The sequence below is a fragment of the Parabacteroides sp. CT06 genome (assembly GCF_002257605.1).
GTDB lineage: Bacteria > Bacteroidota > Bacteroidia > Bacteroidales > Tannerellaceae > Parabacteroides > Parabacteroides distasonis.
This window is the reverse complement of record NZ_CP022754.1, coordinates 855250-877500: the sequence shown is the minus strand read 5'-3', so window position 1 is coordinate 877500 and position 22251 is coordinate 855250. Positions and strand designations below refer to the sequence as shown.

Here is a 22251-nt window from a genome sequence, read left to right as displayed (position 1 = left end):
TTGCTTTTCCATGCGCTCCAACAAGGGTCATCCCTCATCTTCGACGCGGCATGGAATGCTCCCCTACCATGTCTTGCGACATCCACGGCTTCGGCAGATCGTTTATGCCCGATTATTATCCACGCCAGATCGCTCGACTAGTGAGCTGTTACGCACTCTTTAAATGAATGGCTGCTTCCAAGCCAACATCCTAGCTGTCTCTGCGATCCGACCTCGTTAGTTCAACTTAACGATCATTTGGGGGCCTTAGCCGGTGGTCTGGATTCTTCTCCTCTCGGACACGGACCTTAGCACCCGCGCCCTCACTCCCTGTAAATATATATCGCGCATTCGGAGTTTATCTGGACTTGATAGGCGGTGAAGCCCTCGCATCCAATCAGTCGCTCTACCTCACGATATACTATAAAGAGGCTGCACCTAAATGCATTTCGGGGAGTACGAGCTATCTCCGAGTTTGATTAGCCTTTCACCCCTACCCTCAGCTCATTGGAAAGCTTTTCAACGCTTACCCATCCGGTCCTCCAGTTGGTGTTACCCAACCTTCAACCTGGCCAAGGGTAGATCACTCGGTTTCGCGTCTACCCCCCCCGACTTGGCGCCCTGTTCAGACTCGCTTTCGCTTCGGCTCCGTACCTTAGGTACTTAACCTTGCCGGGGAAGGTAACTCGTAGGTTCATTATGCAAAAGGCACGCCGTCACGTCATTACGACGCTCCGACCGCTTGTAGGCAGACGGGTTCAGGGTCTATTTCACTCCCCTGCTCGGGGTTCTTTTCACCTTTCCCTCACGGTACTGGTTCGCTATCGGTCTCTCGGGAGTATTTAGCCTTACGGGATGGGCCCCGCTGCTTCACGCAAGATTTCTCGTGCCCCGCGCTACTCAGGATACCACTAGGCTTCGTAAGGGAGTCATGTACCGGGCTTTCACCGTCTATGGCCGACTTTTCCAAGGCGTTCCATTTCCCTTCCTTCTTGCCACGTCGTGGTCCTACAACCCCCGTGTCGCCTAGACGACATGGGTTTGGGCTCTTCCGTGTTCGCTCGCCACTACTTACGGAATCATTGTTTATTTTCTCCTCCTATGGGTACTTAGATGTTTCAGTTCCCCACGTTCGCCTCCCTTTCGGGATGACAGGCCTTCAGCCTGCCGGGTTGCCCCATTCGGATATCCCGGGATCAACGGCTATTTGCGCCTCCCCCGGGCTTTTCGCAGCTTATCACGTCCTTCGTCGCCTCCGAGAGCCAAGGCATCCACCGTCTGCCCTTGCTTACTTTCTCTCACCTCGCACTTGACGCACGGGTTGATATATCTTAAGCTCGCTCTACTTGTTTCTTCTTTTTGATGTCCAACATGTCAAAGATCCTCTTTCCCTCGCGGGATGTGTGGAGAATAACGGATTCGAACCGTTGACCCTCTGCGTGCAAAGCAGATGCTCTAGCCAGCTGAGCTAATCCCCCTCATTCGGAGTAGTCCCAGGCAGAGTTGAACTGCCGACCTCTACATTATCAGTGTAGCGCTCTAACCAACTGAGCTATAGGACTGTCAACTTTGCCAAGACTTACGTCCCAGCGTCATCTTTTTCTCTCCGACCGGCCTTCCGGTCATTGATCTATATAATAAACATAATCTCAACAGCAGCACAAGGGGATCAATACCTCGTATGACCTCGGTACGGAATCCTGAAGCTCCAGAAAGGAGGTGTTCCAGCCGCACCTTCCGGTACGGCTACCTTGTTACGACTTAGCCCCAGTCACCAGTTTTACCCTAGGCCGATCCTCGCGGTTACGGACTTCAGGTACCCCCGGCTCCCATGGCTTGACGGGCGGTGTGTACAAGGCCCGGGAACGTATTCACCGCGCCATGGCTGATGCGCGATTACTAGCGAATCCAGCTTCACGGAGTCGGGTTGCAGACTCCGATCCGAACTGAGACGTGGTTTGGGGATTCGCTCCCTGTCGCCAGGTGGCTTCCCTTTGTCCACGCCATTGTAACACGTGTGTCGCCCCGGATGTAAGGGCCGTGCTGATTTGACGTCATCCCCGCCTTCCTCGCAGCTTACGCTGGCAGTCCCACCAGAGTCCTCAGCTTTACCTGTTAGTAACTAGTGGCAAGGGTTGCGCTCGTTATGGCACTTAAGCCGACACCTCACGGCACGAGCTGACGACAACCATGCAGCACCTCGCAAACGGCTATTGCTAGAAAAGGTGTTTCCACCTCGGTCCGAATGCGTTCAAACCCGGGTAAGGTTCCTCGCGTATCATCGAATTAAACCACATGTTCCTCCGCTTGTGCGGGCCCCCGTCAATTCCTTTGAGTTTCACCGTTGCCGGCGTACTCCCCAGGTGGATCACTTAACGCTTTCGCTGTGCCGCTTACAGTGTATCGCAAACAGCTAGTGATCATCGTTTACTGCGTGGACTACCAGGGTATCTAATCCTGTTTGATCCCCACGCTTTCGTGCATCAGCGTCAGTCATGGCTTGGCAGGCTGCCTTCGCAATCGGGGTTCTGCGTGATATCTATGCATTTCACCGCTACACCACGCATTCCGCCTGCCTCAAACATACTCAAGCCCCCCAGTTTCAACGGCAATTCTATGGTTGAGCCACAGACTTTCACCGCTGACTTAAAAGGCCGCCTACGCACCCTTTAAACCCAATAAATCCGGATAACGCTCGGATCCTCCGTATTACCGCGGCTGCTGGCACGGAGTTAGCCGATCCTTATTCATAAGGTACATACAAAACGGGACACGTCCCGCACTTTATTCCCTTATAAAAGAGGTTTACGATCCATAGAACCTTCATCCCTCACGCGACTTGGCTGGTTCAGCCTCTCGGCCATTGACCAATATTCCTCACTGCTGCCTCCCGTAGGAGTTTGGTCCGTGTCTCAGTACCAATGTGGGGGACCTTCCTCTCAGAACCCCTATCCATCGTCGGTTTGGTGGGCCGTTACCCCGCCAACTGCCTAATGGAACGCATGCCTATCTATCAGCGATGAATCTTTAGCAAATATTCCCATGCGGGATCCCTGCTTCATGCGGTATTAGTCCGACTTTCGCCGGGTTATCCCCCTCTGATAGGTAAGTTGCATACGCGTTACTCACCCGTGCGCCGGTCGCCGGCGGGTATTGCTACCCCCGCTGCCCCTCGACTTGCATGTGTTAAGCCTGTCGCTAGCGTTCATCCTGAGCCAGGATCAAACTCTTCGTTGTTTAAATTGTTTTATCATATCCTCGCTCCGGAATCCGTTTATCGTAGTCCAAAGTCATACTTCTTTTGACGGTATTAATCCGGAGAATCTCTTCTCCAATACTTGTACTACTTGTTGAATTATGTAAATCTATCAAAGAACTCTTGTCGCTATCGTTTCTCGATTGCGGCTGCAAAGGTAAGGACTTTTTCTTAACCTCCAAATTTTTCGATGAAAAATTTTCAAGTTTTTTTTCTCAAGCCGATCTCCGGGCGGTTGGAAATTATCGCTTGGCCTAGCCAACCTCATCCCCTACCCAAGGATACCTCCACGTTTCCATCATTTCTGAAGCGCCGTTCTCTCTCGATTGCGGGTGCAAAAGTAATGCTATAAAACATACGGTCCAAATTTATCGGGCATTATTTTTTAGTTTTTTTTTCAAGGCTTAACAAGTTATATAATGTACGTACGATAAAACACAATATATAGTATCCTTTTTTCCAAAATCCACTCATACCCCCTCCTATTTAAATAAAATCTGTTTTCTGTTCACCCCTTGTTTTTTTAATGAAAGATGTATGAATCCCTTCGTACGATAAAGGATCGCCTGATCAAAATTCAGGCGGCTTGCCACCAAGTCCTCCAATAGTCGGTTGCGGTCCACCGTGTAAATGTCTACCGCCTCCCCCTTCATATGTTGCGAGCTAGGGGCACCTCCCACCAATCGGTTTAACTCTTCGCTTCGATAGCCACTCATGATATACATAGGCTATCGATGATATATACGCAAAGGTTCCAACAACCGCACCATTAGATTCCGTATCACCGGTATTACCTCCGAAGGCAACGCATTATTAAGTCCAAGTTCCACCGCCATCGCACTATAAACAAACTCGTCCATACGAAAATGCTCTGTCAATCTCTTCTCATCCTTTTCCATCTTAACTCAAATTTTCAATTTTCAATCCTTAATTTTCAATTTATAAGAGTAGTCCACCCCAAACAGCGCGCCGGCAAACGTGCAGATCTCCCCAAATGTGACCAGTACGCTGTTATCTATCTCACCGGAAGGAGCCACCCAAAAACCACAGAACACTAAGGTAAGGCCGGCCACGCAAAGTAGCACGACCATTACCAGTTGCACGTTAAATCTCACTCAGGCTATCACTATCAGAGCCACCAGCCTCCGCGGTGGTACCATCTTGGGAGATCCGTGAGTACTCCAGTGTCTTCTTCGTATCCTTCAACTCACCTCCCGGAGTGAAAATGATACGCAGCGGGCGCAGCATACTCGAATTGAAATCCTTTTTATCTGTTACACCATCACTGCTCACCGAGATCCGAAAACTCCCGAAATCGCCGAGCCTTACGATACGCCCCTCCTGAAGCTCCATATCCAACACGAAATTAAGGTTATCCAATACCGCCTTCACATCTGCCGACGACACCGTACTACGTGCCGAGATCAACTTACATAGCGTTTTCATACTAGAGGTACCATTCGTTTTCGACACCGCATAAAACTTTTTCTCTGAATCCTTCTCGCCCGGCTTCGACGGACGCAACACCAACTTAAAACCTTGTGCCATATCTTTTAATTTTTATGGTTATATACCCCTTATGGAGCACGACACAAAGGTAAGATGGCCCAGAAGAGACGAACGTTCGTAGTTTTATCCATCAAACAAGTAATATTCAACTAATTAAAAATAAAAAAAACCAAAAATACCTCTTTTCAAAGACAATAAAAACCTGCTATTCTTAACTAACATTCAAATCCATATCTCTTTTAAAACTCATCCGTCACCTCCCTCTTTCCAGCGAGCACCAAGACTGCTTCCGCAGAATGCCCCGCCTCTCGCAAATGAGAAGCCAAGCCACGCACCGAGCCCGGATAATCAAACCCCATCAACAGGCAAGAGGCTATTTCCAAGGAGGAAGGGGGAGTCTCACGATCCGTAAACTCCACAAGCTTCACTAGCTCCAACAAGAGTTCCGGACGAAATGGGGAATACAACAAATCACCACGCACCGTATACTTACGTATATAACACCGTTCGCACTCCCGGTCATGCTCCATATACTTCCGGATAAATTTACGGTACGCCCCGGGCATCTTCCTATAATAATCTCCATATCCCAAACTACACACATCCATTTTCCAAGACTCCCGCTCATCCGGCCCCAACGTTACCAAGAACGCGTCAAAATTCTTCACCGTGGGCTTATGCCCCAATCTCTCTCTCAAACGCTCATAGATCTTTTTCATCATGCGAACGCAGGGGGAATGTTTATCCCTGCGCCGCATATGGCCGGACACCGTACTTACATACGGATTTTCAAATACATATATAAAAACAGAACCAGCCTTCTAAATCCCTTTACGGGAAAAGAAGACCGGTACAAAACCTTGACCTTATATCGATTCTACAAAATCTCTATCATCCTATCTTTTCATCACAAAACCCACATGGTTCCTTCTCTTTTCTTGCAAATGCCTCTGGGGAGGCTCTTCTTTTTTGACGCTATATTTAAATCAACATTAATAGCATAGGCCCTCACGGATAAATCCATAAAAGCCTCAAAGACATCGAATACGATTAAACAACTGAATATCATTTATATAATACTATTATTTTAAGCGCAATTTACTTTTTATTTCGCTCTATTCATCCAACACCTCATATTTAGAATGCTGGCTCTTGAACTCAGGAACGATCTCCTTCATCCGCTTCACGATCCGCATATCCCCCTCCACGGCACAAGCATGTACCAAGGCATCAATCCGCAGATTGGCGTCAGCATAGTCATACGCACGGACTTGGGCGATCTTGATCTTCGGATGAAAAGTAGGCTTGGAGGTCTCCTCCTCATTGAGTACCTCCTCATACAACTTCTCCCCGTCTCGCAATCCCGTGAACCGGATCTCGATTCCCTTCACCCCGCTCAGACGAATCATCCGCTCAGCCAGATCCACGATCCGTACAGGTTTACCCATATCGAACACGAAGATCTCTCCCCCATTACCCATCGTACCGGCCTCTAGGACCAGCTTACAAGCCTCCGGTATCAGCATGAAGAAACGAATGATATCCTTGTGCGTCACCGTCACCGGACCGCCCCGCTTGATCTGCTCCTTGAATAACGGGATCACGGAACCGTTCGATCCCAGCACATTGCCGAAACGAGTCGTCACGAATTGCGTGCGACCGCTCACCTTCCCATCCTTGATGGCTTGATCCAAGCTCTGCACGTAGATCTCGCAAATACGTTTCGAGCAGCCCATCACGTTCGTGGGATTCACCGCTTTGTCGGTCGATACCATAACGAACTTCCTCGTGCCGTATTTCACCGCCAAGTCTGCGATCACCCGGGTACCGTCCACGTTGTTGCGGACACTCTCCTCCGGATTATCCTCCATCATAGGCACATGCTTGTAAGCCGCGGCATGAAACACGTAATCCGGACGATGCTCCTCGAACAGCTCCTCCATGCGTTCACGCACACAAATATCGCTCACAACCGTCTCTAATAGTATCCAATGAAAACTCCTGCATGTCAAACCTAAAAGCAGAAAAATAACTAATCACAACATATATAAACAAACTAAACACACATAACGAAAATATATATTTAAATTTAAGTTTAATTCCAGTTATCATAAAAACAAAAAACACAGCAAACAATAGAACTAAAAAGTTCGTTCTACCTCCACCTATAAGAGCATAATCCTATATATATATATTATAATCATCCGATTATACACTCGCTTAAAAAACAAACAATAAGCTAATATAGCATTTGAGCAATAAAACAATGGAGGAGCAAAGAATGTATAAAAAACAAAATCTATGCTATAAAGATCATCATTTAGTATTTCAAAAGCATCAACTCCTACAAGATTCATAGATAATACTACATTCCAATATTTTACGAGGAGACTTCCTAATAAAATGATAGACACAAAAAGTATTATTAAATATTTTTTACTATAAATAAACCGATTCAAAGAACGAGAATATAAATATACCTTTTTGTCTAAACATATATTTTTATTAACTTTTACAGAAGAAAAACCTAATATAATAGCAGAAACATTTAGTAACATGATTACATATACTTCATCAGATACCGGATAAAGTCCATAAGGATTGAAAGTAGATATAACCAAAGATATAAACCATATAGTCCAAAAAGACAATATGACCTTTTTCGAAAAGCTATCCCTTATCATTCTTTTTATATACACATAAAAAAAGAGAAAAAACGCTATAATGAAAAACAACATATTCTTAATAAATCTCTGTTATAACACTTTATTTAGATATATATCCTAAATAAGTATTACTATTTTATTAAACCCTACAACCCTAATCGCCAGTTCCTATAAACTAACGACACAAAGCAAAACACTTCCACCCCTACGGCCATTACCGTAACCGTATACATAGTTATGCTTCCTGTCAGCCACAACAAGCCCATAGCCGTCAGAAAAAACAGACAATTTCCAACCATCACTCTCATATACACGGACGAATAGCCTAGCGGGACCAGACGATTTCCTCCAAGGAAACCATTGATAGATGTCAAGATCGCAGAGATTCCCAGCAATCGCATAATGACAGAAGCCTCTTCTATGTGTTCTCCGGCGAGAAGATACACCAACCAGTCACTACCGAAGAACATACTAATGTAGAAAAGTAAAGCGATCCCTACCGACAAGAACATCACATGATTGATAAAACGAATATTCTGTTCACGGGAAATCTTCGGGAAAACGGCTTGCGCTATCATGGAGGCTGGGAGTTTCATCAAAAGAAGCACCTTATCCGCCATATCATAAATGGAAACCTCCAACATCCCCAGAAAAGAACCGATCACCAATTTATTAACGTTCACATAAATCTGTGTGGACAGGATCGAAACAAATAAGGGCAAGCTCTCCTTATAGGCCGATCGCAATTCCCTTACCGGCATCAAGGAAAACCTTACTCTCTCTTTTCCCAACACGATATATAAAGAGAGACAACCCGCCAGTATAGCCCCGATCCCGTTTAACAAGGGGACCAGCAAATAATCCTCTTGCCGATGGACAAACAAGAATATAGCAACCACGAACAACAGGCGGGCAGATAGGTTCACGAATGTGATATATTTCATTTTCTCAATCCCCTGAAAGAACCAGATAGGTAACAGAAGCTCGTTGAATGTCAAAAGGAAAGAGAGGACATACACCCAATAATGATCCTCAAAGAACGGAACCATACTGATGACCGATAAATACAGGACTAGGCAAACAAGCCATAAAATGAACTTACACCAATAAATGGATGTGACGATCCGGGATAATCTTGCCCTATCCTGCTTGTAAATCGCCACGTTCCTCGCTCCGGACATATTGAACCCGAAGTTGATCACCAGCGATACATAGTTTATTATAGATTGAGCGAATATGATCACGCCATACAATTCCAAGCCTATAACCCGAAGCAAGTAAGGATAGGTAAGCAATGGAAATAGAATAGCGAATACCTGCAGCAAACTCAGATAGGAAAAATTAGCCAGTATGGTCTTATTCCTTCCCAGCCTCTCTTGTAAAGCCATCATCTAAAGATTCAATCCCTACCGAAGATATCCCTCGTATAGACCTTTCCCAACACATCGTCCAGACAATCATCATAACGATTGGCTATGATGGCGTGGCTCATCTCCTTGAAACGGGCGAGATCATTCACCACGGCACTGCCGAAGAAAGAACTCCCGTCTTCCAATGCAGGCTCATAGACGATCACCTTGGCCCCTTTCGCCTTGATACGTTTCATCACGCCTTGAATAGAGGACTGGCGAAAATTGTCACTGTTCGATTTCATCGTCAAACGGTATACACCCACGACGCATTCTCGCTCTTCGGAGCACCGGAAACTGTTCCTCTCGCTATAATCGTAGTAGCCGGCCTTGCGCAACACCTGGTCCGCAATGAAATCCTTATGGGTATGATTGCTCTCCACGATCGCAGTCATCATATTCTGGGGAACATCCTGATAATTGGCGAGCAACTGCTTGGTGTCCTTCGGCAGACAGTAGCCCCCATAACCAAAGCTGGGGTTGTTATAATGCGTGCCAATACGAGGATCCAGCCCCACGCCCTTGATGATGGCACTCGAATCCAAACCTTTCACTTCTGCATAGGTGTCCAACTCGTTAAAATAACTTACACGCAAAGCCAGATAGGTATTAGCAAACAACTTCACGGCCTCGGCCTCCTTCATTCCCATGAATAGCGCCGGAATATCCTGTTTAATGGCACCTTCTTGAAGCAGGGCGGCGAACGTGTGGGCAGCCTTCTCCAAACCCGGAATATCCGCAATCCTCTCGATCGCCTCATTCTCCGCATTGAATTACTCATCGCTTAGCAATTTGGGATAACCAACGATTATACGGCTGGGATAAAGATTGTCATAAAGCGCCTTGCTCTCACGCAAAAACTCCGGAGAAAACAGCAGATTGAGTCGCTCAATACCCTTTTGGGCGTATCTCAGATAAAGACTCCGGCAATATCCGACCGGAATGGTCGACTTGATCACCATCACCGCCCTTGGATTAACACTCAATACCAGATCGATCACATCCTCAATATGGTGCGTATCAAAATAGTTCTTCACCGGATCATAATTGGTAGGAGCCGCAATAACGATGAAATCGGCATCACGATAAGCGGACGCTCCATCAAGCGTAGCCGTCAAGTTCAACTCCTTCTCCTTTAGGTATTTTTCGATATACTCATCCTGAATAGGAGATTGCTTCCGGTTTAGTGTCTCCACCTTCTCCGGTATAACGTCAACCGCAGTGACCGGATGATGCTGTGCCAACAGCGTAGCAATACTCAACCCGACATAACCGGTTCCAGCTACAGCAATTTTGATTTCCTCTGACATAATGATTATTGTATATAAGTAGTCACTTCAGATCCGTAACAGACCCAAAGCATTTGTTTTGACTAAAAAAATATCCTAGGTTCATCCACCATGTATCTTAGGTGCGTTGGTAAAATATCTTAGGTTAGTGACGCAAGTCACCTAAGATTGCTCATGGGTGTCTATCGCCCCATTACCCATCTCATCGGACGGCATTTCCTTATGAGTGCCTTTCAGATGGAAATCAAGATCACCTTACGTAAGGTCTCTTTTATCGAATTTAGCACGTCCGCTTTCATTAATTTATGACAATTATTTTTCCTCTAGAGTAAATATACGAAATTTCATGCTAATTGCCAACCATCAATCAAAATCATTATACCATAATTGAGTTTATTACTTTTCCAGCGCTTCATATTTGGAGTTCATGTCAGCTGGGGCAAGCCTTCCACCTCGCCAGCGTGCCATACATGGTAATCCGCCATGGGAAGCCCGGGGACGGTCAATAGCTTGTAATCCGTCTCGTCCCTCCTCAAGATATGTTTACGGGCGTACAAACGGAGTGAGCGATCCGTAACGGACACCATCACGATCGGGAACGGATAAGCGAACAGGCGCAGCGGCGTAGTCTCGCTATCCGGAAACACACGACGCAACTGATAGGCAGAACGCTCGAACGACACCCAGTAAGATCCCGTACAATACAGGTGTATTGAGTTCAGGTTCGCACGCTCACGATCCATGATCTCTGTCAAATGGTCACGCAACAGGTTCATCAAACGGATGCCCGAAGGAAGGGAAGACATGTCTTGAATTATGATGTATGATGTATGAATTTTGAATTATTCATTATTCATTATGTTTCAACCAACCGTCGTAATCACGTAGACGACGTATCAACACAGACTTACTTTTCTTGGGAGAAGGCTCGTCCAGCCACGGGTCAACCCCCTCGTGCGCCATGCGCTGGTAGAGGCTGCTGTCCGTACAGCCGTACAGCGTGACCAGCAACAAGGCACGGGATTGCCCCGCTTTTATCACCGGGAGCATGCTGCGCATCGTGGCGTGCAAACGATCGAACTCATCCGACTCGCCCAAAAGCAGATAGGCTGGAAGGAGCAAAGAGTAAAGCTTGCAACGGATCACGTCGGTCTCACCACGGAGAGAGGCGTAGCCACGCAGGACCTCACGGGCCAGACGGGCATCCTCATCCGTTACCACGCCTCTGGCGTGGTAACGGCCCAAGGCATCGTGCAAGCCCTCCGACAGACGGTCGTTGTCCAAATGGGTATACACGTGCTTGCCCCCCGTGTTCAGCTCGATCAACTCATACTCGCCTCGCCTCACCTCGAACAAGGGAACCCACATGCAATCGAGGATACGCACCATCACGTCCTTATGGCCACCGCCCGGCTGTACCACCACCTCGGCCTCCATGTCGGTAAAAGGGCCGGAGGTGATACGCACACGGTCGCCTTTCAACAAGCGACCGCTATCTGGCACGTACACCGGAAGCTCGTTGGAGTAAGAAGCCGCGACCCAACGCAAGGTATCCATCTCACGATCCGAGAGGTACGGGAAATAAGACCGCCCGCCGGAGGAAACCCGGGGGAGGAAATTATACAGGGGAAGCGTACGCTTCAGGCGGAAGATCTCGTCCTCCGAGGCGTGGACGAACACGTAGTTGTACAACAGGGGCCGTTTCGTGTTGACCATCTTGCCGCCCACCTTCCTCGCCTCGACATACGAGGGGGAGAAATACTCGAACAACGCCTCACCACGACGCTCACGGCGGGAAAGCTCAGCGTCCAGCCCCTTCGAGGGGCTGATCCTGTCACGCCCGCCACCGGCGGTAGGGAGCGTGAGCACGTACCAGCGGACGGCCTCCTGGTCACGTCGCTTCAGAACATGCGCCATGAACCTATCCGAGCACTTGCCTGTCAATATATCCATCTCTATGATTATCTTTTCCAGTGGTTATCCCGTGGCCCGAAAACAGACCCCACGGCAATTCAGAGCCCTACCAAGAATCTTTTATATCATCTTGATAAACAGTGCTTTATATTTCCAAATATGGCATTACTGAAAATTACCATCTCTCGAAATCTTAGGCTACTTGGGGAGTAGCCTAAAAGGTGCGAGAACGGTTATCACCCGGTTGTAGAGACGGGGCACGCCCCGTCTCTACAGGAATGTATGTTCGATTTTTTAGAAGGGACGTGATGATGTAGGAAATACGAGATCATTTCGTCTCTATTGCCATGTCTATACACTAGGAATAAGAACGAAGATTTAAGGAGAATCAAGGTCGGAGCACAAACTAAAACTAATGATTGCTTGTTATTTGCTATTTTTTGCTACATTTGCACCGTGAAATGAACGCTACTCCCCAAGTAGCCTCATCCCACCTCTGGCATATAATTATATACATTCTCAAAGCAAGACTTGTTTACCACCGTCATTTTCTCCAACGAGAAACTTCTCAGATAAATCTGGGTTGTCTTGATGGATTTATGGCCTAATAACTCGCTGATCATCTCTATGGGGACATTTTGTTCCTTCAATGACATGGCAAAGGAATGACGGATCGTGTAGGAAGTCACATCCGAGACTATTCCGGCAACCTCTTTCAACGTCTTCAAGTTCCGGTTAAACCGGGACAAGGCCGCAGTGTACTCGAGATATTCCTCATGGCCGTTCTTCGTCCCACTTAAAAAGGGAAATAAATAGCCGGAGCCTCCACCCCTCTCACCTGCCAGCTCCTTATACATAGCTTCCGCCGTATCCAAGACCTCCAACCGCATAGAGGTCCCGGTCTTCTGGCGATTGTAATCCAATATGCCGTTCTTGATATTACCCCTATTCAAATGGGCGAAATCAACGAACGACATCCCCCCATATTGAAACATCAAGCAAAGGGCCAGTTGTGTCTTCCTCAACTTCTCTCCTTTTACCGGGACAGTCATCAGGCGATTCAAATCCCCCGGAGGCAAGGATTTCTTGCGCTGGCTTTCCACACCCGTAAAAACCCCCTTGAATAATGAAGGGATAAACGCCGCCTCGCCATTCTCCACCGCCTTGTTATAGATACAACGCAAACGGCGGATATACGTGGAGACCGTATTACGCATGCAGCCTTTCTCCAACAAATAAGCCTCGTACCGGCGAAGAGTATCCTTATTTATATATGTATATGGGATACGATCCGTCCCGCTATACCGTATAAAAGAGTTCATCGCATCCTGATAACTTTTCGCCGAGGAATACCGTCCTTCCTTTTGTAACAGACTTATATACTCTCGCATCCCTTCCACCAAATCTTTCTCATCCATATCTCTCTATTTTAAATTCCAACTGAAAACAAACACGCAAAGTTAGACATCTTGACGATTACTAACTCTCAAACAAGCATTTACAATTAAAACATCTTCATATATTTTTTTCACTGTAAAGAGTCATTTATTTCATAGTTATGACTTTTTATTTCATAGTTATGATTTTTCCAAATCATAACTATGAAATTTTCAATACAAAAAAACATATAAAAACGTGGATCTAAATCTATCGTCCGGAAATGCCACAACTACGAATTTCTCACTTCAGACAGGATAGAAATTTCAAATTAAAAGTTAAAGCACAGATTGTCGAAAAAATAAAAATCCTAAAATATGAACGTTTTCAAACTTTTTAGAGGCTCTCTATGTTTATTATGAGATAAAAATAAAAACCTATGCGATTTAAACTAATAGGCCTCATCTGTCTTATAATGCAGTGTAATTTATCTTGCACTCAACACATTATAAACAAAGAAACCGTCCAGACTTTGGATTTACACCGCTATATGGGGAAATGGTTTGAAATAGCACGCTTTGATCATCGCTTTGAGCATAATCTCGTAGGGGCTACCGTGGAATACTCATTTCTCCCGAATGGAGATATAGAAGTTGTTAACAGCGGATATTGGGGTAATTTTTCCGGTTCCTTCAAACGAGCGAAAGGTATAGCCAAAATAACAGATCCTACGTGTCCTAGTAAATTAAAAGTGTGTTTCTTTATGCGGTTCTACGCCGAGTACAACATTATGGAAATTGACGAGGATAATTACTCATACGCTCTCGTAGGCAGTAATACCTCAGACTATTTATGGCTACTTAGTCGTACGCCTACACTCCCAGAAGAGGCTATTCTCTTTTTATTGACTAAGGCCAAAGAAAGAGGATATAACACATCAATGCTCAAATGGGTCAAACAAAAACATGAAAATCAAAAATAATTTCTTCAAATTTCGCTATAAGCATTGAAAATATTCAACTTATGGCTAATTTTGTTGTTATAATATAAAAAGCGTTGTTTTATGAAAAAAATATTACAAGAGTTTAAGCAGTTCGCCATGCGAGGTAACGTAGTGGACATGGCGGTAGGTATCATTATCGGTGGTGCCTTTGGAAAGATCGTATCTTCTATCGTAGCGGATCTGATCATGCCGGCGGTAGGTTTACTTGTAGGTGGCGTCAATTTCACGGATTTAAAAATCACCTTGAAGCACGCTGTAATGGAGGGAGACAAGGTGATCTCTCCGGCGGTCTCCATTAACTACGGAAATTTCATACAAGTGACACTGGATTTTATAATCATTGCTTTCGCCGTCTTTTTACTTGTCAAAGGCGTTAATGCTTTAAGCAAGAAGAAGGAAGAAGCCCCGAAAGCTCCGGTCGCTCCCCCTGCGGATATCCAATTACTTACCGAGATTAGGGATTTACTGAAAAATAACAAATAAACACCAACCTTATCGGTTGACTTGCTGTTTCATAATTACAAAAAATAATGTTTTAACTCATAAAAAGTAGTAGTTATGAAAAATGTATTATTCGGTTTAGCCGTAGGTGTAGTTGTTGGTTACGTACTTCGCAGGATGGAAGATCAAGGACAGTTCGAATGTCTGGAGAACGAACTCCACGGTCTTACAGATAAGGCGAAGAAAAAAGTAAAGGACGTGGTAGACACGGGTAAAAATCAAGTCGAATACGTCAAAGACAGAGTAGAACATATGGTTGAAAAACCTAAAAGTAATTAATCTACCTCCCTGTTATTAGGGTAAGAAAAAGAAGCTATCACAAAAAAAGTCAATGATAGCTTCTTTTTTTTCATTTTAGATGTAACGTTTTTTCAACTCCATTCGTCTTATAAGAAAAGAGTATAAATTAATTACACTTCATATGAGAACAAGAATGATGGCCTTATTTGCGTTGATCGCTTTTTGCGCAATGCCTATCGAGGCGAAGAAAGTAAAAGGAAATGGGGATATTATCACGAAAGAAATCTCCGTCAGAGACTATTCAGCGATAAAAGTCGGCTCAACCGCCATGGGGTATAGCGACAGTTGGTTCAGCCTATTCAGCCGTGGGGGAAATCCGTCGTACGTTTTCGGATATACGCAAGGAGAATCAGCGTCCTTACGAATCACGATCGACGAGAACTTATATCCTTATATAAACGTTCAAGTAAAAAACGAAGAACTTTCAATCTCCACAGAGAATGGTACACAATTAAGCCCTACCCGATTTAAAATAGAGGGCACTTCCAAGAAGCTGGAAAAAATCAAGATGTCCGGTTGTATGGATTTTGTCCTGAGAAGCGCTTTATCCGGAGATGATCTGGAAATTATAGCGACAAGGGGTAGCGACGTGAAAATGGAGCAGCCAATCAACGTATCCAATTGCATAATTGAGGCGACCAGCGGTAGCGATATCATCATCAACGATCTTACTACCCGAATAATACGAGGCCGTGCCAGCGGAGGTAGCGATCTCAAGCTTACGGGAAAAGCGGAGAACGGCGAATATTCCGCCTCAGGTGGCTCCGATATCAAGGCTTATGATCTTATCTTAAACCAGTTGGAATGTTCCGCCAGTGGTGGCTCCGATATTTATACACACGTAACCGATTATATCAAGGCTTCGGCAAGCGGAGGTAGTGATGTACATTACAAAGGTTCGGCAAGATCGGATACATCCACTTCCGGAGGAAGCGATATTATAAAAGAGGGTAATTAATACCCTCTTTTTCACCCTCTTATACATTGAATTTTATAACAAAAGTACTTCCTTTTCCAACTGCGCTATCAACAGAAAGAGTTCCTCCATGAGCTTCTACGAAGTCTTTACTGATAGCCAACCCTAGGCCACTCCCTTGTACCTTCGTTCCCGGCACACGGAAATAGCGATCGAATATACTTTGATGATATCGGGGATCAATACCCTTACCGAAATCTTGCACATAGATCTCCACGCTATGATCTTGCTGGCGGGCACCGATTATGATACGGCCATTCTCCGGGGTATAATGAATTGCGTTCGACAATAGATTCGTCAAGACCCATGCGATTTTCTCGCTATCCACGAAAAGCTTGGAAATCTTCTCCGGGTATTCCACCTCTATATGGCAATTGAAGCGATCAGCTTGCACTTGGTTCGCCTTTATCGCATACTCGATCAATTCGATCGGTTTGGTTATTTTCGGATTCAATTGTAGCTTGCCAGCCTCCACCTGCGTCATTTTCAATAGCTCACTGGTTATTTCCAGTAATCGATTACTACTTTCCTTGATACTTTCCGCCAGTGCTTTTTGCTCGTCGTTCATGGCTCCCACACGGGCATCCTCCAACAATTTCAGGCTCATCATGATCGCCGATATCGGAGTTTTCAATTCATGGGAGATCGTCGAGATAAAAGTGGTCTTAGCGGAATCCAACTCCTTAAACTCCGTGATGTTCTTCAATAAGATCACGTCGCCCACATACACCTCCGCCTCGCCATTCTCCAACACACGGATCGGTATATATTGCACTTGAAAATAACTTTCCTTATTATCTGCGTAAATTTTAAGCGGCTCTTTTTTCTCGCTCGGCTGGATCAGTTCCCGAACTAACCTGCGAAGCAAATCGTTCCGTAAGGATAATTCCGAGGCAGACTTTCCGATCACGTTTTCCCGCTTGAGATTCAAGATCGTCAAAGCCTCGTTATTGGCGAAAAGAATCTTACGATCCCGATCCAAGCCTATGATTGGCTCCGTGATACTATTCACGATAGCCTCTATATATTTCTTTCCTTGGATAATATCCGCCAACGTACTTTTCCGGTATTCCGTAAGCCGTTCCGCCATCCGGTTAAAGGATTTCGCGACCCCCTCGAATTCATCATATTTAGCGAGATCCAAGCGTTTCTCGTAATTATGGTTAGCGATCTCCATGATACCGTCCATCAACATACGGATAGGGGTATTTATCGAACGGGGGAAACGTATTAAAAAAGCGAAAGCGACCACCATACAAGAGAGGCCAATCCCCCAAATCCAAAATAAAGCCTTTTGAGACGTAGACTCCGCCACTTGGCTTTTCCTGTAGATAGAAGCCATATTCAAACTCATGACTTGATTTAAGGCGAGACGTACACGACGGATATTCTCCTCATTACGCTCTTTCGCCAATTGCTCGTATTGAGCGACTAGATGTGAGGTGGCCACATTCTCATCGACCTCCGTGATATTCTTTTTCTGTAGCCCTAGGTTTTTCTCGAAATCTGCTTGAGCCGAAGGATCGCTATCGATTCGTTCCAGCGCATCCAGCATCCGGCGTGAATAGAGCAAAGAATTATAATTATCGGCCAATATGTTCCTTGTGTCGGCAGACATATCGGAGATGTTCTTTACCGATAGACCTCCCAGCAAAACGATCATGGCAAACAGCAGCCCGATTCCGTATCTTAGTTTTGTTTTAATCTTCAGACTCATAGGTGATGTATTTTAAGCGATTATTATTAAGTTTACGTTCAGCAAAGATAAAATATTTAGCAATGTCCGTTTCTCCTTGCATATCTTCAAGATGCTTTCGGGTATACATAAATGCAGAATATGAGACTAAAGCCCATACTCCTCAATCTTCCGATAAAGAGTAGTGAGGCCTATACCTAGAAGGCGGGAAGTTTCGGTTTTATTGCCTTTTGTGTATTTGAGCACTTTTTGGATATGCATTTTCTCTACGCCACTCAGGTCAAAACCGCTATAAGATTCCGTACTCGCCGCAGAGGAGGTTTGCATATTCAAAGGGAGGGCATCCAAGGTTAAGGTATCTCCATCGGCAATAATTAGGCTACGCTCAATTGCATTACGCAACTCACGTACGTTACCTTTCCAAGCTCGTTTTTTCAGGGCATCTATATATTCGGGCGAAATTGTTCGGATATTCTTTCCCATCTTGGAGGAAAAAGCGGAAACAAAGGCTTTTATATGGAGAGGGATATCCTCGACCCGTTCACGAAGCGCAGGAAGATGGATCTGGAAAACGGAAAGCCGATAAAATAGATCTTCCCGGAAATGTCCTAGCTCGATCTCTTTCTCTAAGTCACGATTGGTAGCGGCAATAATGCGTACATCCACTTTCGTAGGTTTCGTATCGCCGATCTTGATAAACTCCCCGGTCTCAAGGATACGGAGCAATTTCGCTTGCAAGTCGAAAGCCATTTCCCCGATCTCATCCAAGAAGATCGTACCTCCGGAAGCTTCCTCAAACAAGCCTTTTGTCTCTTTCAAAGCACCGGTAAAAGCCCCCGCTTTATGACCGAACATCTCGCTTTCCAATAAATCCCGACTAAAAGAGGAACAATTGATAGCGACAAAAGACTTCCCTTTCCGGGAACTATGTTGATGGATGGATTGAGCAAAGACCTCTTTTCCCGTACCGGTCTCACCAGTCAACAGAACCGGAACCTCCGTAGCCGAGACTTTCTGAGCCAACGCTATCGCCGCTTGGATAGCGGGTGATTTACCGACAATCGTATCAAACGAATATTGCCTCCCGACGGACGTAGCTTCCTTCTTTTGCTGTTGATAAGCGGCAGAAGCTCTCTCCATCGCTTTGGCTACCAGAGGAATGATCTTATTATTATCATCCCCTTTCGTGATATAATCGAAGGCTCCATTCTTGATTGCCTGTACGCCATCCGGAATATTACCATGCGCGGTAAGTAGGATGATCTCGGATAGAGGGCGAAGTTTCTTTAAGTCCGACACCAAATCCACACCATTACCATCCGGCAAGAACACATCGCACAATACCACCTCTGGCGAATGTTGCTCCATCTGCCTCAGCCCCGCCTTACAAGTAGCAGCCTGTAAGACCTCGTATCCCTCCAAACCGATAATGCGTGAAAGTAAACCTAAAATCTGCTTCTCGTCGTCGATAATTAAAACTTTGCCCATACACCGGAGTTATTTATTTGGGCACAAATGTACGCTTTTTACCTTTTTCCCAAAAGCATTAAAGCATACATGTTAACGCCGTCTTATTTAAAATCGTCACCTTTCTCCTTGTAATGCTGATAAATCCCTCATCCACCAATCTCCCGATTTCCTTCGATAAAGCCGGGCGGGTAACACCAAAATACTCCGCTAACTGCTCTTGGGTATGTTCTAGTTCCACGACATTCGAATCCTTTTGCTGATGTTCGAATAAGTAATAAATAAAGCGGTTCCGGATGCCACGAAACGAAAGCACCTTCAAACGAGTCATCGTACATTTATTACAGCTTGTACTGACACAAAGGAAATTATGCAGGAATAACGGCATAGAATGCATTAAGGTAAATACAGACTCCTTGGAACCCTTAAGCAATACCACATCCTCATCGACGGTAAAAGTAGCGGGGAACTGGTTTTTCTCGGAAAAGATATGAGGCGTAGCGAACGTGCGTGGAGCCTGTATCGTCTCCACGCGCACGATGTTACCCGATACGTCCAAAACATCCACGTTCAATTTTCCCTTCAATAAGACATGAAGGGCGTTACAAGTCGTCCCTTGATGAATTATGGTTTTTCCTTTTGGATGCTCCTCTACTGTATATTCAAGTTTATCCAAAAACTCTTCCCGCATCTTAAGCGTAAAATTCTTAAAAAGCGGAATTTTAAACATATCGGTTATATCCATCGTATCTTGTTTTGAAAAAAGGTTTACTCCTGCAAATATACCCTTTTCCTTGAGAACTGTTACCATTTCGTCGTGAATATAGTCGGATTAATATTTATTGATAACCAACCCCAATCTTGCCAATGAGACGGATTTCCACCCTTCACGACCTTCATGGTATTCGTTCCCAACATCGTAGAATATCCCGCCGATAATTTCACGTCTTTCATGATTACCCAATCCACTTGGAAATCCAATTCCGAACCTAAACCTTTACTCAATTTATCATTACCTTCGTATACGTCGCCCGTGATGGAGAAATAATGATAGGCTAAAGACAGGTTTACCTTGGAAGAAGGTTTATAGGCGACATTTACCTGATTATCCCATAAGCCCGGATTCAATCCGTTGACAAAAGAGGAGGCGTAGAAATAATCCATGGCACCATAAAACTTATGATGGGTTCCGTACAGAGGATCAAACGCCTTATATTTCCCGTCGGCCCCATCCGAGCCACTCAGATAATCACTACCTACACCGATCTTCCATTGCGGATCGATTTGATAAGCGGCGTTTACCGCCCATAAAAAAGCGGAAACATCCCGTCCGCTTTTCGTCTTGCCGAATTGATAATAGAACATACCGCCTACCATCCAGTGGCTAGGCGTATAGATCAGGTTCGTTCCCAACGTTTGCAGGTATTTTGTATCCGAGTTTTGTTTCTCGGCATCACCGCCTTCCATCCCTAAGTTCATAAACAAGAAGGATGCGTTAAAACTCTTGTCGAAGAGATGCTTATACCAAAGGGTTTGCATTGTTTTATAGGGTTGCGCGCCCGGAGCGTAATACGTTCCTCCGATCGTTTTCTCATCATTCTGGTTGAACGCAAGAATTAAATGCAGTTGGTTATTCGTGTTCTCATAGCCCAGTTTCAAAGCGTCGTGATAACGACCGGCCACGTTCCAATCCAACGCACCCATGATACGCTCGTCATCGTATACCAACGACTGGCGACCTAACTTAGCGAAGAAACCCGATCCGAAATCCAGTTTCGCCCACGCCTCATTCAAGATAAAACGACCATTCTTATCGATTTGAGGATCCTGCCCCCATACGCCAACATGTTGCGCGGACAAACCGATAGACAAACGATCCCGCTCATACCCCAAAGAAAAGCGGGCACGGTTATTGATAAACCCGGTGGACTCGGCATCTTTAGGCCGGGGGAATAAGACCCCGTTCCGGTACTCGGCTCTCGGACGTATCTGCACTTTCATCGAAAACGTATTCTCTTTCGTATTTTGTGTTTCTTCCGCTTGCGCGAAAAGGGCCACAGAGAGCAAGCCCGCTACTAAAACAACTAGTTTTTTCATATACCTCTGATTTTAATTATTCCATATTATAAGTATGTACACTATATCCTCGTGCGGAGGGTAGATAATTCACGCCAATCCAACACACCTGTAGCAAAAGAAAAGAGAAAACCAAAAGCCCCAACGCCGCCGAATAACGCAAGTGATGACGAAGGCGATAATGGATATAAATCAAGTACCCCAACCAAGTGGCAGCCGCCCATGTCTCCTTCGGGTCCCAATTCCAATAATGCCCCCACGCCTCCTTGGCCCATAAAGCGCCGAACAGCATCCCAATCGTGAGGAAGGCCATACCGACATATACCAAGTTATCGCATAAACTCATCATCCCCTCGTCAATCCCCTTCTTCCTCGCACGGATCAGCAGGTAAATGGCGATAAGGGCAGCGGCGCCCAGCATGGCGTAAGAGAACATATAGACTATCACGTGCGGAGCGAACCACGGGCTTTGCAAAGCGGGCATCAAGGTCTTGTTATGTATCTCCGGCTTAAACAGATTGACACAGATAAAGACAAAGGCCAACAATGTACTAAAGGAAAGTATCCATTTATACCGCCAACGGACATAAGTGATCACGCCCGCCACCGGCAAGAAGAAAGAATACCATAAACGAGTCTCGCCCATCGTGCGCAAGGGCGGCCTCTCCAACGAGATCCACATCCCTACGATAAAAGCGGAAAATATAACCAAGCCAAACACGGTCCAAGCGACAGCCCCCTTGGAAAAAGAAGGACGATAAGCCAACCATGCCCCACCTATCCAGCAAAGTAACGCCGGAGCGGCGAAATAAATAAAGTAACTCCAATCCATA

Annotated in this window: 16 protein-coding genes, 2 tRNA genes, 2 rRNA genes and 3 pseudogenes (1 of these 23 only partly in view); 4 read left to right on the top strand and 19 right to left on the bottom strand. The window is 45.6% G+C overall.

The window, feature by feature from the left end:
* From CI960_RS03785 to CI960_RS03710, 14 genes and pseudogenes are all read right to left on the bottom strand, one after another.
* A 23S ribosomal RNA gene (locus CI960_RS03785) occupies nt 1-1277 on the bottom strand (it extends 1603 nt beyond the left edge of the window).
* Between the two features lie 106 nt (nt 1278-1383).
* Nucleotides 1384-1457, bottom strand: a tRNA-Ala gene (locus CI960_RS03780).
* A gap of 10 nt (nt 1458-1467) precedes the next feature.
* Nucleotides 1468-1541, bottom strand: a tRNA-Ile gene (locus CI960_RS03775).
* Nucleotides 1542-1691: 150 nt separating this feature from the next.
* A 16S ribosomal RNA gene (locus tag CI960_RS03770) occupies nt 1692-3216 on the bottom strand.
* The 16S and 23S rRNA genes sit together here with 2 tRNA genes alongside, the layout of an rRNA operon.
* 501 nt (nt 3217-3717) lie before the next feature.
* Nucleotides 3718-4134, bottom strand: a pseudogene (locus CI960_RS23860) (D-Ala-D-Ala carboxypeptidase family metallohydrolase).
* 21 nt (nt 4135-4155) lie between these two features.
* Nucleotides 4156-4350, bottom strand: a complete 195-nt coding sequence (locus CI960_RS23120; protein WP_008781017.1) for a hypothetical protein — start codon at nt 4348-4350, stop codon at nt 4156-4158.
* Nucleotides 4340-4783 (bottom strand): HU family DNA-binding protein, encoded by a 444-nt coding sequence (locus tag CI960_RS03755; RefSeq protein WP_005855355.1) that lies wholly within the window; start codon nt 4781-4783, stop codon nt 4340-4342. The genes CI960_RS23120 and CI960_RS03755 overlap by 11 nt, the downstream gene beginning before the upstream one ends.
* 200 nt (nt 4784-4983) lie before the next feature.
* Nucleotides 4984-5466, bottom strand: coding sequence for a hypothetical protein (locus CI960_RS03750; protein WP_008777799.1), 483 nt, complete (start codon nt 5464-5466; stop codon nt 4984-4986).
* A gap of 393 nt (nt 5467-5859) precedes the next feature.
* Nucleotides 5860-6720 (bottom strand): annotated as a pseudogene (locus tag CI960_RS03745) (polysaccharide biosynthesis protein); the annotation flags it as partial.
* 836 nt (nt 6721-7556) lie between these two features.
* On the bottom strand, nt 7557-8801 hold the full coding sequence (locus tag CI960_RS03735; RefSeq protein WP_005855345.1) for an oligosaccharide flippase family protein: 1245 nt from the start codon (nt 8799-8801) through the stop codon (nt 7557-7559).
* A gap of 8 nt (nt 8802-8809) precedes the next feature.
* Nucleotides 8810-10129, bottom strand: a pseudogene (locus CI960_RS03730) (nucleotide sugar dehydrogenase).
* A 404-nt stretch (nt 10130-10533) separates the two neighbouring features.
* The gene (locus CI960_RS03725) at nt 10534-10914 is read right to left on the bottom strand and encodes a hypothetical protein (protein ID WP_005855337.1); all 381 of its coding nucleotides are present in this window, start codon (nt 10912-10914) and stop codon (nt 10534-10536) included.
* Nucleotides 10915-10957: 43 nt separating this feature from the next.
* Nucleotides 10958-12061 (bottom strand): transcription termination/antitermination protein NusG, encoded by a 1104-nt coding sequence (locus tag CI960_RS03720; RefSeq protein WP_005855335.1) that lies wholly within the window; start codon nt 12059-12061, stop codon nt 10958-10960.
* Between the two features lie 446 nt (nt 12062-12507).
* The gene (locus tag CI960_RS03710) at nt 12508-13440 is read right to left on the bottom strand and encodes a site-specific integrase (protein ID WP_005855333.1); all 933 of its coding nucleotides are present in this window, start codon (nt 13438-13440) and stop codon (nt 12508-12510) included.
* A 398-nt stretch (nt 13441-13838) separates the two neighbouring features.
* On the opposite strand from CI960_RS03710, the gene CI960_RS03705 reads away from it, so the two are divergent.
* From CI960_RS03705 to CI960_RS03690, 4 genes are all read left to right on the top strand, one after another.
* Complete coding sequence (locus CI960_RS03705) at nt 13839-14381, top strand: lipocalin family protein (protein ID WP_005855331.1); 543 nt, start codon at nt 13839-13841, stop codon at nt 14379-14381.
* 81 nt (nt 14382-14462) lie between these two features.
* Nucleotides 14463-14885 carry a large-conductance mechanosensitive channel protein MscL gene (gene mscL, locus CI960_RS03700; protein WP_005855329.1) on the top strand — a complete coding sequence of 141 codons (423 nt, stop codon included), beginning with the start codon at nt 14463-14465 and terminating at the stop codon, nt 14883-14885.
* 75 nt (nt 14886-14960) lie between these two features.
* Nucleotides 14961-15182 (top strand): hypothetical protein, encoded by a 222-nt coding sequence (locus CI960_RS03695; RefSeq protein WP_005855327.1) that lies wholly within the window; start codon nt 14961-14963, stop codon nt 15180-15182.
* A gap of 142 nt (nt 15183-15324) precedes the next feature.
* Entirely contained in the window at nt 15325-16161 is an 837-nt protein-coding gene (locus CI960_RS03690; RefSeq protein WP_005855325.1) for a head GIN domain-containing protein, read from the top strand.
* A gap of 19 nt (nt 16162-16180) precedes the next feature.
* Here the strand turns inward: CI960_RS03690 and CI960_RS03685 are convergent, their stop codons facing one another.
* From CI960_RS03685 to ccsA, 5 genes are all read right to left on the bottom strand, one after another.
* A complete protein-coding gene (locus CI960_RS03685) occupies nt 16181-17896 on the bottom strand; it encodes an ATP-binding protein (RefSeq protein WP_005855323.1) in 1716 nt (571 codons plus the stop codon).
* Nucleotides 17897-18022: 126 nt separating this feature from the next.
* Nucleotides 18023-19363 (bottom strand): sigma-54 dependent transcriptional regulator, encoded by a 1341-nt coding sequence (locus CI960_RS03680; protein WP_005855322.1) that lies wholly within the window; start codon nt 19361-19363, stop codon nt 18023-18025.
* Between the two features lie 58 nt (nt 19364-19421).
* Nucleotides 19422-20087, bottom strand: coding sequence for a Crp/Fnr family transcriptional regulator (locus tag CI960_RS03675; RefSeq protein ID WP_005855320.1), 666 nt, complete (start codon nt 20085-20087; stop codon nt 19422-19424).
* A gap of 59 nt (nt 20088-20146) precedes the next feature.
* Nucleotides 20147-21439, bottom strand: a complete 1293-nt coding sequence (locus CI960_RS03670; protein ID WP_005855318.1) for an alginate export family protein — start codon at nt 21437-21439, stop codon at nt 20147-20149.
* Nucleotides 21440-21455: 16 nt separating this feature from the next.
* Nucleotides 21456-22250 (bottom strand): cytochrome c biogenesis protein CcsA, encoded by a 795-nt coding sequence (ccsA, locus tag CI960_RS03665; protein ID WP_005855316.1) that lies wholly within the window; start codon nt 22248-22250, stop codon nt 21456-21458.
* Nucleotide 22251: the final 1 nt, after the last annotated feature.